The sequence below is a fragment of the Desulfosporomusa polytropa genome, assembly GCF_055380075.1.
Genome location: NZ_AP042400.1, coordinates 2,780,387 through 2,792,668, shown reverse-complemented (window position 1 = coordinate 2,792,668; position 12,282 = coordinate 2,780,387). Strand labels below are relative to the sequence as shown.

General features: G+C 44.3%; 14 protein-coding genes and 2 pseudogenes. 13 read left to right on the top strand and 3 right to left on the bottom strand.

Going from position 1 to position 12,282, the window contains the following annotated elements; translation table 11 throughout:
- Positions 1-19 precede the first annotated feature (19 nt).
- Together ACZ449_RS15020 and ACZ449_RS15015 are read left to right on the top strand one after the other, a co-directional pair.
- A complete protein-coding gene (locus ACZ449_RS15020) occupies positions 20-430 on the top strand; it encodes a nucleotidyltransferase substrate binding protein (protein ID WP_464261776.1) in 411 nt (136 codons plus the stop codon).
- The gene (locus ACZ449_RS15015) at positions 427-747 is read left to right on the top strand and encodes a nucleotidyltransferase family protein (RefSeq protein WP_464261775.1); all 321 of its coding nucleotides are present in this window, start codon (positions 427-429) and stop codon (positions 745-747) included. The genes ACZ449_RS15020 and ACZ449_RS15015 overlap by 4 nt, the downstream gene beginning before the upstream one ends.
- Positions 748-960: 213 nt before the next feature.
- Here ACZ449_RS15015 and ACZ449_RS15010 read toward each other — a convergent pair whose 3' ends face one another.
- Positions 961-1,332, bottom strand: coding sequence for a hypothetical protein (locus tag ACZ449_RS15010; protein WP_464261774.1), 372 nt, complete (start codon positions 1,330-1,332; stop codon positions 961-963).
- A gap of 147 nt (positions 1,333-1,479) precedes the next feature.
- Between ACZ449_RS15010 and ACZ449_RS15005 the strand changes: the two genes are divergently transcribed.
- Entirely contained in the window at positions 1,480-2,334 is an 855-nt protein-coding gene (locus ACZ449_RS15005) for a hypothetical protein (protein ID WP_464261773.1), read from the top strand.
- A 95-nt stretch (positions 2,335-2,429) separates the two neighbouring features.
- On the opposite strand, the gene ACZ449_RS15000 is transcribed toward ACZ449_RS15005, so the two are convergent.
- A complete protein-coding gene (locus ACZ449_RS15000) occupies positions 2,430-3,023 on the bottom strand; it encodes a Uma2 family endonuclease (RefSeq protein WP_464261772.1) in 594 nt (197 codons plus the stop codon).
- Between the two features lie 387 nt (positions 3,024-3,410).
- Here ACZ449_RS15000 and mntA point away from each other — a divergent pair, with 387 nt between their 5' ends.
- The 9 genes and pseudogenes from mntA (at position 3,411) to ACZ449_RS14955 (ending at position 9,925) form a co-directional block, all read left to right on the top strand.
- Entirely contained in the window at positions 3,411-3,815 is a 405-nt protein-coding gene (gene mntA, locus ACZ449_RS14995; RefSeq protein WP_464261771.1) for a type VII toxin-antitoxin system MntA family adenylyltransferase antitoxin, read from the top strand.
- Between the two features lie 2 nt (positions 3,816-3,817).
- Positions 3,818-4,231 (top strand): type VII toxin-antitoxin system HepT family RNase toxin, encoded by a 414-nt coding sequence (hepT, locus tag ACZ449_RS14990; protein WP_464261770.1) that lies wholly within the window; start codon positions 3,818-3,820, stop codon positions 4,229-4,231.
- Positions 4,232-4,391: 160 nt separating this feature from the next.
- The gene (locus tag ACZ449_RS14985; RefSeq protein WP_464261769.1) at positions 4,392-4,910 is read left to right on the top strand and encodes a hypothetical protein; all 519 of its coding nucleotides are present in this window, start codon (positions 4,392-4,394) and stop codon (positions 4,908-4,910) included.
- A gap of 85 nt (positions 4,911-4,995) precedes the next feature.
- Positions 4,996-5,118: pseudogene (locus tag ACZ449_RS14980) on the top strand (NAD-dependent epimerase/dehydratase family protein); the annotation flags it as partial.
- Between the two features lie 13 nt (positions 5,119-5,131).
- Positions 5,132-5,389 (top strand): hypothetical protein, encoded by a 258-nt coding sequence (locus tag ACZ449_RS14975; protein WP_464261768.1) that lies wholly within the window; start codon positions 5,132-5,134, stop codon positions 5,387-5,389.
- 2 nt (positions 5,390-5,391) lie between these two features.
- Positions 5,392-6,606 (top strand): annotated as a pseudogene (locus ACZ449_RS14970) (BREX system ATP-binding domain-containing protein).
- Positions 6,593-7,822 (top strand): BREX system ATP-binding domain-containing protein, encoded by a 1,230-nt coding sequence (locus ACZ449_RS14965; protein ID WP_464261767.1) that lies wholly within the window; start codon positions 6,593-6,595, stop codon positions 7,820-7,822. The pseudogene ACZ449_RS14970 and the gene ACZ449_RS14965 overlap by 14 nt, the downstream one beginning before the upstream one ends.
- 71 nt (positions 7,823-7,893) lie before the next feature.
- Positions 7,894-8,481: a Uma2 family endonuclease gene (locus tag ACZ449_RS14960; RefSeq protein WP_464261766.1), complete on the top strand. Its 588-nt coding sequence runs from the start codon at positions 7,894-7,896 to the stop codon at positions 8,479-8,481.
- A gap of 61 nt (positions 8,482-8,542) precedes the next feature.
- Positions 8,543-9,925, top strand: coding sequence for a mannose-1-phosphate guanylyltransferase/mannose-6-phosphate isomerase (locus tag ACZ449_RS14955; RefSeq protein ID WP_464261765.1), 1,383 nt, complete (start codon positions 8,543-8,545; stop codon positions 9,923-9,925).
- A gap of 109 nt (positions 9,926-10,034) precedes the next feature.
- Here ACZ449_RS14955 and ACZ449_RS14950 read toward each other — a convergent pair whose 3' ends face one another.
- Positions 10,035-10,703, bottom strand: a complete 669-nt coding sequence (locus ACZ449_RS14950) for a hypothetical protein (protein WP_464261764.1) — start codon at positions 10,701-10,703, stop codon at positions 10,035-10,037.
- 214 nt (positions 10,704-10,917) lie between these two features.
- Between ACZ449_RS14950 and ACZ449_RS14945 the strand changes: the two genes are divergently transcribed.
- Positions 10,918-12,279, top strand: a complete 1,362-nt coding sequence (locus tag ACZ449_RS14945; RefSeq protein ID WP_464261763.1) for a phosphohexomutase domain-containing protein — start codon at positions 10,918-10,920, stop codon at positions 12,277-12,279.
- The last annotated feature ends 3 nt before the right edge of the window (positions 12,280-12,282 follow it).

Genomic DNA, 12,282 nt, shown 5'->3' with positions numbered 1-12,282 from the left:
GAAAAGAGAGGATGCCAGTATGCTAGATTTACGAAGCTTGAAAAAGGCATTGGAAGCGTTAAAGATTGCTTTCGAAATCTATGACCAAAATCTACTGCCCAATCATATGCCGGAAAAAATCGTTTTGCGTGATGGCGTAATTCAGCGGTTTGAGTTTACGTTTGAATTGTCTTGGAAAACTCTCAAACGATATTTGGAAGAATACGGGTTGGAGAAAGTTGACAGTTTAAATAATCGTGATTTTTTTCGTGTAGGTTTTGAGCAAGGTCTGCTAGATGATCCGGAAGTTTGGTTTCATTATCTTAAGATGCGGAATCAGTCCAGCCATGTTTATGATGAAGCCAAAGCAACCATAGTTTTTTCCAGTGCGCGAAATTTTCAGAAGGATGCTCAATCTTTGCTAGAAAGGCTTGAGGAGAAAATTCAATGATGGATATTCAGCCTCAGCATGAACATATTGTCAAGACCATTCTGCGGCAACATGTGCCGGGGGCAGTCGTTTACGCTTTTGGCTCACGAGTGGCTTTAACTGCGAAGCCCCATTCTGATCTTGATCTAGTCATTGTGGGAGAAGGCGAAATACCAATTCAGCGCATACATTTGCTGGAAGAAGCTTTTGCCGATTCGGATCTGCCATTCCGTGTGGATGTGCTGGATTGGCATGTTATTTCTGATGACTTTCGCAAGCACATTGTAGAATGCTGCGAAGCCATAGAACCCGCGGCAGCACGTAATTCTTATGGATGAGGTATTTGGAGGTTTAATATGGTAAAGCAGGATATTATAGAACGCAAGCTTGGTTAAATTGAAAAGTCATTGTGTAAGATAAGGCCGTATAAAGTATTGTCATATGCTGAGTTTATCAGTCATGTTGTTGCAAGAGATGTTATGTTAATAAAAATATTCCTGACAGTTCATGGCTGCACAGGAATTTTTTATTGGGTGTAGTATATATAATTACTATTTGGCTCGTTTAAGTAATGTAATTTCTGCTTCGTGCTGGGCCGTATCGGCGGCCAGTTTTCTAAGCATTTCTGATTGTAAAGCCTGAGTGGCATCAATTTTGTCGACCTTTTTTCCAAGGATAGTGATCATCTGGACAACGTCAGTAAATCCATTTTCTACGGTGACTTCCAGGCGATCGCCTTTGGTTTCCAGGCAATCTACTTTGGTCTCTAGGCGATCTAACCTAATCCCCTGATTATCAACTTTGGTTTCCAGACCGTCCATCTGCTGGCGTAGTTCTTCGGTTACAGCATTATTGTGGCCGACCATTTTGACGAGTTGTTCCATAAGGGTTTGCATTTGATTGAGTTGGTCTCTGAGTTTCATCGCATTTTCACCTCATGTTTCTAAAATGGTAGGTACGATTATCTCTTTTACTTGATTGTATACTAAAATAAACAAAAAATAAAGAAGAAGTGTGGGGACGGTTATGTTACAATGAACTTACGGTGGAGGAGGGTTTGAGGAGAAGACATGAAAAATAAAAGTAATATTTTTAGTTGCTGTTTAACCTTACTTATTCTAGTCACTGTATCTTTAACTGCATGTGCTCAGGCAACTGTTGGGCAAGAAAATGCAGTCGCCGAGCAATCGTTAGTTAGGATTGAGCAACTCAACGATGTAACAGATACTGAAGCGACGATAATTGAGCGCGCGGCAGCGGAAACAACGCGGTTTTTTCAGGATGCCGGTCTGGATTTAAAATCACCCATCGAAATTATTCTTGTACGCGGCCGGCAGGCCTATATATCGGAAGTGATGTCAAGGTTCAAAATCAGTGAAATCGAGGCAACCAGAGCAATTAAAGGAACAGATGCAGTTGCTGGTCCGGGACGGATTATTATAAATATGGACGGAGTTCCTTCTGATAGGCAAAAAACGTTTTTGACGGCCCATGAAACGACTCATCAGTATCAGCGGAGCTTGGCAGGCAACCGCGCTGTCACTGTGAAATGGCTGCTGGAGGGTATGGCTGAGACTGTTGGCGCTCAGGTGGTAGACCGTATGGGCTATATGACGCTGGCTGATTATCGGAGTAATTGGCAGAATGGCCTGCGCATGATTCCTAATAAACCAGAGTTGGCTGAGCTGCGAGCTAGCGCTGATTGGTCGAATGCTCTGTCCCGCTATGGCTCTCCGGCAACCTATAAGACTGCAGGCTTTGCGGTAATGGTGCTGACCGAACGCTTTGGGCAGGAAAAGGTTCTGGCGTATTTTAGTAGCCTAGGTAAAGGCGATAGTGCGGAAAATGCTTTTTATCGTAGTTTTGGGATAAACCTAGCCGACTTCGAAACCGAGATCATGAGTTCGCTTAGGAAAGCGTCCTAAAGCCAGGTTCCTGTTCCCCTGTCGTGTCTAAAAACTGTTGCAGCGATAAAATGACCCCTTCGGCCTAAGGGCTGAAGGGGTCATTTTATGAATTTTCATTCTTCCCAAGTGTCAAAAATATCACTTAGCTTAATAACTAAGTCAGGAAAAGTAGTCGCCCCAATTTCATCATCATCCGCTACTGCATAAATAGCAGGCTTATTATAGTGTTCTTGTTCATCAAGAGTATACTTCATGATTGATTGGTTTTCAGGGATAATGATCCAATATTCTTTTACACCGGACGTTTCGTATTTATTTAATTTCAAAACTTGATCACGTTTCACCGAACTTTTAGATACGATTTCAACTATTAAAGTAGGCGCTCCGCTATAGCCATTTTTGTCAAGTTTGGATTTATCGCAAATGATAACTATATCAGGTTCGACGATGTTTTTGTTTTTCCGTTCCGTTGTTTCCCCGCTATTCATTGGTAATCTAACAGTAAATGGCGCTGCAAATACTTGGCATTGTTTTCCTTTTAAATAAACATGAAATGCCGAACTTAAATTCATTGATATTCTTTGATGTAATGGAGATGGAGTGGCCTGCATAAGTGCTATACCATCAATAATTTCCCAACGTTCATCTTCCGGCCAACTTAAATAATCCTCGTAGGTATATTCCCGCTGTTCTTTTGATAATGGCATTTTACTTGCCTCCTTTCATGGCTTTTCTTATTTCTCTAACTGAGATAATGGGAGCAGCATAAGCAAAAAGCATATATCAGAAGGTTGGTAAGACTAGACAAAATTAAATTTTTACTTAATCATTATTGTAGCATAAAATACTAGAAACTATAAATGGCAAAACAGATTTTGTAGCAGGTGAGTTTTTGCTCTTTGAAACAAGGTTATAAAATTAGCCGCAGCTGATGCTGCGGCTAATTTTTGCTCATTTCTGGGGGGAGAGTAGAGATATTAAATTTGTTATATGTTGACAATTCATATGGTATAATAAAGAATAAGATATAAGCGAGAAGATAGATGGCGTATTGGGAAACTGTGTGAATAGATACAGGGGAGATGTTTGTATTTATGCTTATTGATTATGAGTTGATGATAAATGGATTAAAAGAGTTTTTTAACAATAGAAATGAATTGTTATTTGTGTGGTTATTTGGTTCTATGGCTACTCAAAAAATGAATAAGTTCAGTGATGTAGATATTGCAGTGTATGTAAAGGATGAAAGGTTAATTGATGATTATGATTGGTATTTGGAATTGAAAGTACAGCTTATGAAGATAACAAAACGTGAAGTTGATCTAATTATTCTAAATTCTGCAGCTCCTTTGGTTAAGCATGCGGCAAATATGAAAAAACGTGTTTTGTTATCCCGTATTCCGCTGTTTGAAGCAGAATACTCGTTAGCCATAATCAAAGAATATAATGATGTACGGTATTGGGCCAGGCAAACAAGAAGAAGATATTTAGAGGTGTGAACATGGTAAAACATGATATTATCGAACGTAAGTTGTGTCAAATAAAAAAGTCAATGGAGAAGTTACAGCAATATAGTATATTATCGTATGATGATTTTATCAATCATGCGGTTGCTCGAGATGTAGTCGAATATAATCTGTTTATCATAATTAATTGCATGATTGATATAGTTAATCATATTGTTGCAGATGATAATTTAGGTGAAGTGGATATGTTGGCAGATGGTTTTAAAATTCTTGAAGGATATGGATATTGGACAGAGGCTGAATGTAAGGTGTATGTAAAAATGGTAGCTTTTCGTAATATGATATCACACCAATATCTGAGTATTGACGAAAAAATAGTATATGACATTTTACAAAATAGATTGGAAGATATTATTGAATTCGGACAAAAAATAGTGAATAAAATCTGATATTATCACAAATATATTTCCCGATACCGGGGATCTAATTTAAGAAGTTGATATTGCACGTTTTGATGACATATATGGACGGGCGTAACATAGCTTGCTGTGATATAATCAGATTAAAAAGTAGTGCGTTATTTTAACAGGCGCAGCGAGGAGGATTTCTATGAGTGAGGAACGTTTTGACCAAATTGAAAAAATGATGGCCCAACTTATTCAAATGGTAGGCCATAATAATGCTGTTACCGAAGAATTGCGTCAGGATGTCAGTGGACTGAAGCAAGATGTTGCAGTTTTGAAACAGGATGTCAGTGGACTGAAGCAAGATGTTGCAGTTTTGAAACAGGATGTCAGTGGACTGAAGCAAGATGTTGCAGTTTTGAAACAGGATGTTAGTGGACTGAAGCAAGATGTTGTAGGTTTGAAACAGGATGTTAGTGGTTTGAAACAGGATGTTGCTGGTTTACGACAGGATATAGTAGCTCTTGACGCTAAGATGGAGAAGGGGTTTGCGGATATTGTTACTATGGTTAATGTGCTTGGTGAAAAGGTTGACAAAATAGAGATGACACAAGCCAAGCATTCGGATTTGCTGGAAGTATTTGCAGTACGTACTACTAATCAGGAAGCGGAAATTCTAGGATTAAAGCGGGCAAAGTTAGGGGGGCAGGCTTGCGCTATTTAAAAGTATTGAGTTAGCGTGAAAAACAACTTGACATTTTTTCATTACTATTTGTGTCGCCAGCGGCAGCGGCGAAATGGAGGTTTAAATGAATATCTTAGTTACTGGTGGGGCGGGTTATATCGGTTCGCATACAGTATATGAGTTATTGGATGCAGGTTACCATGTTGTCATTTGCGATAACTTATCTAGAGGTCACGTAGCTTGCTTACCGGGAGGGAGAAGTGCTCTGGGGCCGGGCGGTGGCATTGGACGAGTTGTATGAGTTATTGACTTTAAAACGTGGTTCCCGCCAGGATTTTCCGAAACCGCTGTTTTTGTTTGAACTGGGGCGGCTTAAGGAACAGTTTGAGATGAAGTTGGACGAGTATCAGTTTGAGTTTGGATTCCCCCGCAAGCAGGAAAAGGCTGTGACGATTGTTGACAGTCGTGGCCGGGAGAGCCGGGTCAGCAGTTTGACTATTCATAAGGTGGTTGAATAGTCATGATTTTTTATGACAGGGATTTAGCGGCGCTGCAAGCAGGGAATCCGCCTTCTAGTCCAGAATGGCTGCAGGGATTAACTCTGGGACGCGAAGTGTGGCTGGACAACTTTAAACGGCATTATTTGCAAAATTACATTGTTAGCGGCGGCAGTAAGGTTAAGGTGTTGGTGGGCAGCCAAGGCAGTGGCAAAACCCATTTACTGCGCTGTGTGGAAGCCGATGCTCGCAGTCTGGGGTATGCTGTGGTATACCTATCAGCACGGGAAATGGTTTGCCGGATTAATGATTTACCTAATTTGTACCGGAGTATTTTTCAAGGAATTGAATCGGCAGTGCTGGTCAAAGGGTTGTGTCTCAAGGTCGCGGAAAGACTGGGCTATGGCAAGGAACGCTATCAAGGTGAGGGTAGGCTGCTGCCGCTGCTTATCGAAGATGGGTTTGCCCGCTATGATGCCGAGCGGGAAATCCGGAACGCGGCGGTCAGGACATTCCGTGGGATTGACTTTGGTCCGTCATTTGTTACTTTTGCCTACACCACGGCGTATGACGGCCTGACAACCGGCTTGGACAGCGATTTGTTCCGGTTGCGCCTCAAGTGGCTGTCTGGCGAAAAATTGGAGAAAAAGGAGCAACAGGAAACCGGACTGTTGGAGCAGCTAAAACGGGTAAATGCCCGCTACTGACTGAATTCACTGATTCGACTGCTAGAACAGGCCGGGATGCCGGGCCTGGTAGTGTTGCTTGATGACCTGGAGGTTATTACCGAACGGGTACCGGAAACAGGTAAGTTTCGCTATACGCCGAATGCTATTAAAGATACCTGTGAGTTATTTCGCCAGATGATTGATGATGTGGAATTGCTCAATGGCTTGTTGATGGTTTTGTCAGGTCAGCGGGCTATTATTGACGATGAACGGCGTGGTTTTAAAAGCTATGAAGCCTTATGGATGCGTCTCCAAACTGGCTTAGTGCCATCAACACGGTTTAACCCGTTTGCTGATATTGTTGATGTGGATGCCCATTATGACGCAATTGGCGAGAAATTTCCGGAACGGTTAGCAGAGCGCTTGGCCCAGTTCTTGAAACAACAGGGCTTTGAACGGCGGTATCGGGAGGATTTGCCTGATACTTCGCAGGCGGGTGTGCTCAGGCGAGTTGTGATGGAGAATGCGCTACTGGCGGCAAGGAGTGAGGCAAGCCATGGAACGATATGATGAAAGCCGGTTAAATGCGGTACGTGTGGTAGAATCGCTCCGGGCGGGTGTTCCTACCCGGATTTCAACGCGGCGGTTACCTGATTTGCGGCAAAATCTTACTGACGCTATCAGGGCTGATCTGCTTACTTTTTCTGAAGGACGTATTCCCCGGGGACGGATTGTTTGGGGGCAGTACGGTCAAGGTAAGACCCATGTATTGACAACAGTGGAGCATATTGCGCTGGATATGGGTTTTGCGGTTAGCATGGTTTCCTTAAGTCGGGAGGTATCCTGTCATAACCTGCTGCAGTTTTTTGGCAGAGTGGCGCCACGGGTTCGGACACCGGATTCGACGATTATGGGGATTGAGCGGGCGCTGAATGCCGGCAGTATTGAGGACTTAGAGCGTAGTCTGGTGGTCGAGTCTGAGCGCTATGTGCATCCTTTGCCTGCTTTGGTGTTGGAGGATTTTTTTCATACCAGCGGCGAAGAACAAAACCTATTGTATGGTGACTTGACTGGGATTAGGCTGCCGATGCCTGAGCTAAGGCGTATTCATCGGGCGGCGCGCCAAGCGAGTTTTCCAAAATTACCGCCGTTTCGGGTCGGTGAACATGCCGGTGCGTATTTCGGGGTAATGGCTGATGCCATTCAGCTATGTGGCTATAATGGCTGGGTTATATTGGTTGATGAACTGGAGCTTATCGGACGGCTGAGTGCGCTTGGACGACTGAAGGCGTACCGCAATTTGGCGTGGCTGTTGAATTGGGCAGAGTCGCTGCAATACCCCATTTATACCCTGGCTGCTGCCGCTACCCGTCTGCAAGACGACATTTGGTATGGCGGCGGCAAGGACGATCGAACGATCATGCCATCGTTGGCAGAAGCCCGCTTTGGTGAGGCAGCCAGACGGGATATGGAGATTTTCTTTGAACGGGCCATTGGCAGTGAAAGTCCGGTGGTAGCACCTGTCGGCGGTGATAGCCTGATGGAGATGCTGGATACGCTGGCCGATGTTCATGGCATTGCGTATGACTGGATTCCGACGCTTGATGTGCAGGCACTGGTTGCCGAACTCGGTTCGCAGCCGATTCGTACCTATGTCCGGGCCGCATTGGAGTCACTTGACATAAAGTATATTTACAACGAAACGGTAACAATGACAGCAACAGAATTAACAGAACAAAGGCTGGAGGAAGAGACCGATTTTTTGACTGATGCTGACGGTGAGTGAAAAAAAGGGTAGCTTTATGATTTTCCAATAATTTGATATACTAAAAGAAAAAATGAGTGGAGGATGAAGCCATGGGTAGTTACGCCATAAAAAATGATAAAATTTATACGTACGCTGATTATCTTACGTGGCCAGGTGATGAGCGATGGGAGATCATCGACGGAGTAGCCTATGCTATGGCTCCACCTTCTACCGAGCATCAGATAATTGTAGGCAGCTTATTTGTTGAATTTGCAAACTACCTCAAAGGCAAGTCCTGTAAGGTTTTTGTAGCTCCTTTTGGAGTAACCTTTGAGAAAGATATAAAAAATGAAAAGAATACCTGCGCTGTAGAGCCTGATATAGCTGTAATCTGTGATAAAACAAAGATTACAGAGAAGGGCTGTAAGGGAAATCCAGATTTGATAGTAGAAGTTTTATCAAGGACCACGGCCAGTATGGATATTATCAAGAAACGTCGGCTGTATGAACAAAATGGGGTTTTGGAATATTGGATAGTTGACCCAGTACACCAGATAATTACTAGACTTTACCTGAGTGATGATTTAAGTGAATATAGGAAACCGGAATATTACAATCGAGACAACCAGATAACTCCGGTTATCTTTCCTGACTTACAAATAAACCTGGCAGATATATTTTCCGAGACAGAGGATTGATAGAATATAGGATATATTCTATCAATTAAATCAATAGGAGTAAAAAGGAGATCAATTTCATATGAAGCTTATTATTCTTGCTGGCGGCGGCGGTACGCGTTTGTTTCCGTTATCCCGTACTTGCATGCCAAAGCAATTTCTAAAGCTTGGGAATTCTGACTCGCTGTTAACGCAAACAGTCAAACGTTTTCTGCCTTTGTTAAAACCGGCAGACATTGTTGTTGTAACAAATAAAGAATATATGCACCATGTTAAGACTGAGCTGGCAACTTGTGGGGCTAGCAGCGCACACATTCTGTTGGAACCAGTTGCCCGTAATACGGCCCCGGCGATAGCGCTAGCCGCGCGGTTTTGTCAGGAGGAATTGGGCGCAGCCGCGGAAGAGGTTTTATTTGTGACTCCGGCAGATCATATTATTCATCCTGTCGATATTTTCATTAAAAATGTGCGGCAGGCTGTTGAACTGGCGGCACAGAATAAGGTTGTTACTCTGGGTATTAAGCCTGATAAACCAGAGACTGGCTATGGTTATATTCAGGCAGGTGAAGCTTTTGGTACAGGGTACCAAGTGGACTCTTTCCGGGAGAAGCCGGACAAAGAAACGGCTGAGCGATATCTGGCTGCAGGCAATTACTACTGGAACTCAGGTATGTTTGCCGTTACTACCGGTTGTATTATGGAAGAGTTTCGTGAGCACGTACCGGAGATTTATCAGCTTGCAGCGGCTCCGTTGGCAGACGTTATCAGCAAGTTCGCTGGTATGCCCAGTATCTCTATTGACTACGCGGTAGCTGAGAAATCGGTGCGGGTAGTCATGGCGCCACTGACTGCTTATTGGAATGACATTGGTTCCTGGGATGCCATCTATGATGTGCTGGACAAAGATCATTCCGGTAATGCGCTGCAAGGCGATTGTCTGCCAATTGATTGTTCGAACACGCTTATGCTGGGGCGTAACCGTTTGATAGCAGGCATTGGACTGGAAGATGTGTTGGTGGTTGAAACCGATGATGTTATTGTGGTTGCCAAGCGCGGGGAATCGCAAAAGGTCAAGGATGTGGTGACTGAGCTCAAGGCCCGCGGGCGGCGCGAGGTGGATGAGCATACGACCATGTACCGTCCCTGGGGCAGTTACACAGTATTGGGTGAGGGTACTGGTTACAAGATGAAAAAAATCATGGTGACACCTGGTCATCAGCTCAGTCTGCAGCTGCACTATCACCGCAGCGAGCACTGGATTGTCATTAGTGGTACGGCGAAGGTTACTATTGGCGAGCAGGAGCAGATGGTACATGTGAATGAGGGTGTGTATATTCCGCCATCCACCAAGCATCGTCTGGAGAATCCTGGCAGGATACCGCTAGAGATCATCGAGGTGCAAAACGGCAGTTATCTTGAGGAAGATGATATTGTGCGTTTTGACGATGTATATGGACGAGAGTAAAGCCAGTATGTCTTGTTGATTAAAGCAGGCAAAGTGATTTTAAAAAAATAAGAACAGGGCAGCTTTGAAATCGTTGTTAGGGCTGCCCTGTTCTTATTTTTTTAATGAATCAGATAGCTTTGTCTTTTCCTCGCGGTAATGTTGGTTGATCAGTTTGGAACTGTTTACTCCAGACTACGTTAATCATAAAGCTAAGGACAGCACAATATGCTCCGAGTTCCCATAGTTCTTCGAAAAGCTCGGTTCTGGCCCCAAACATCCCCCCAGAATGGTGTTCAATCATGTCAGCTATAAACATAGCGGCGCCGACGATGCCAAAGTCCAGAAGGGGAAGTATGCCTTGTTTAAGCCAAAGGATCAATTCTTTATGTATGCCATTGGCGAAAAAATAGCCAAAAGCGGCAAAGACTATAACCGCTATGGACGGGTACACGTAGGGCCCATACCACAGGGATTTCAGTGACGGTATGCCACCGGTGCTGGTGGTATAGAAAGTTCGGCCCCAACTGAGTTCGCGGGCGATGCTCAGTAGCCAGATAACGCTTGTTAAGGCAAACAGCCGTCGGCGGGCTGGGGCTAGATTGGTTTGCAGCAGGGCGCTTATTGATACAAGTGCAGTAAGACCTAAAACGACGACCTGCAGCCACTCGACAGGTCCATTTTCCTTCCCGTAGGCTGGGGGTAACAGCCAGGCAAAGCTGATGGAAAATAGTAATACAGTTAAGCTGATATGGGTTGTTGGTGTAAGCCCGCGAAAGCGGTGCGCAAAGTTTGTCAAAATACTCCCTCCATTTGAAATAGTTTGTTACTATTGTTATTTATATAGTAACTTGTTATGATGAACATGGCAAGGCTATGCAAGCTAGATTGTTACGCTCATCACAAAGCGCGAAACATGAATTAATATTCCTGGCAGCTATGGCTGTACAGGAATATTTTTATCTGGTGTAGTATATAGTATATGGTTGAGAAAAAAGAGAGGCGGGGTCATTATGGAAATTAGACGTGATGCATTTAAAGCGTATGATATTCGCGGTAAGGTTCCGGAGGAACTTAATGAGGAAATAGCGTACCGTGTGGGACGCGCCTTTGTCGATATATTTAAAGCCAAGAAAGTAGCTGTTGGTAATGATATTCGGTTGTCAGGGCCTGCTTTTAAAAGTGCTATAATTAAAGGTCTTACAGAAATGGGCTGTGATGTTGTTGATATTGGACTATGCGGGACAGAGCAGATTTACTTTGCCACTGCGCATTTAAAGTTGGATGGCGGTATTATGATTACGGCCAGCCATAATCCTAAGGATTATAACGGCATGAAGCTGGTGCGGGCAGAGTCAAGGCCGATCAGCGCTGACACCGGTCTTAAGGAGATTGAAGAACAGGTGGTTACTGGTGAGTTCCCGCCTGTCAGCCAGGATATTACTCCTGGTACGGTTACTTATGTGGATATTCTAAAAGATTATATCGAGCACTTACTCACCTATGTGGACAAGGCTGCGCTTAAACCACTAAAGGTGGTTGTTAATGCTGGTAATGGTGGTGCAGGGGCTGTGATTGATGCGCTAGAGCCATACCTGCCATTTGAGTTTATCAAAGTTAATCATCAGCCTGATGGCAGCTTCCCTAACGGAGTACCAAATCCTTTGTTGATTGAGAATCGTGAAGTGACTGCCAAGGTGGTGCGTGAGAATGGTGCTGATGTTGGTATTGCCTGGGATGGGGATTTTGACAGGTGCTTTTTGTTTGATGAAAAAGGGGATTTCATTGAAGGCTATTATCTTGTTGGCTTTTTGGCGCAGGCTTTTCTGCAGCGCCGGCCTGGGGCTAAGATTATTTACGACCCGCGCCTGACCTGGAACACCATTGAACTTGTGGAGAAGGCAGGCGGGCTGCCGGTGTTGTCCAAAAGCGGTCATGCTTTTATTAAAGAGCGGATGCGCAAGGAAGATGCTGTATATGGCGGGGAAATGTCGGCCCACCATTATTTCAAGGATTTTTCCTATTGTGACAGTGGCATGATTCCCTGGCTCTTAGTGCTGGAGATTCTTTGTCAAGAGGGTAAGCCGTTGTCGGCGCTGATGCGGGAAAGAGTTGCGTGCTACCCGGTGAGCGGTGAAATTAACAGTACGGTGGCTGACGCCAGGGCTGTTATCGGGCAGATTGAGGAAAAGTATACGCCGGGGGCGCTGAAGATTGAGCGCGTGGACGGACTAAGTGTGGAGTACGACAAGTGGCGCTTTAATGTGAGAATGTCGAATACCGAGCCGGTGCTCAGGCTTAATGTGGAGTCCAGGTGTGATGTTAAGCTGATGGAAGAGAAGACCAAGGAATTGTTGGCGCTGATCCGGGGGTAAGAT

Bases quoted from the DNA above. Each gene is read 5' to 3' on its own strand.
- ACZ449_RS15020 (WP_464261776.1), top strand. From the start codon at position 20: ATGCTAGATTTACGAAGCTTGAAAAAGGCATTGGAAGCGTTAAAGATT.
- ACZ449_RS15015 (WP_464261775.1), top strand. From the start codon at position 427: ATGATGGATATTCAGCCTCAGCATGAACATATTGTCAAGACCATTCTG.
- ACZ449_RS15010 (WP_464261774.1), bottom strand. From the start codon at position 1,332: ATGAAACTCAGAGACCAACTCAATCAAATGCAAACCCTTATGGAACAA.
- ACZ449_RS15005 (WP_464261773.1), top strand. From the start codon at position 1,480: ATGAAAAATAAAAGTAATATTTTTAGTTGCTGTTTAACCTTACTTATT.
- ACZ449_RS15000 (WP_464261772.1), bottom strand. From the start codon at position 3,023: ATGCCATTATCAAAAGAACAGCGGGAATATACCTACGAGGATTATTTA.
- mntA (WP_464261771.1), top strand. From the start codon at position 3,411: ATGCTTATTGATTATGAGTTGATGATAAATGGATTAAAAGAGTTTTTT.
- hepT (WP_464261770.1), top strand. From the start codon at position 3,818: ATGGTAAAACATGATATTATCGAACGTAAGTTGTGTCAAATAAAAAAG.
- ACZ449_RS14985 (WP_464261769.1), top strand. From the start codon at position 4,392: ATGAGTGAGGAACGTTTTGACCAAATTGAAAAAATGATGGCCCAACTT.
- ACZ449_RS14965 (WP_464261767.1), top strand. From the start codon at position 6,593: ATGGAACGATATGATGAAAGCCGGTTAAATGCGGTACGTGTGGTAGAA.
- ACZ449_RS14960 (WP_464261766.1), top strand. From the start codon at position 7,894: ATGGGTAGTTACGCCATAAAAAATGATAAAATTTATACGTACGCTGAT.
- ACZ449_RS14955 (WP_464261765.1), top strand. From the start codon at position 8,543: ATGAAGCTTATTATTCTTGCTGGCGGCGGCGGTACGCGTTTGTTTCCG.
- ACZ449_RS14945 (WP_464261763.1), top strand. From the start codon at position 10,918: ATGGAAATTAGACGTGATGCATTTAAAGCGTATGATATTCGCGGTAAG.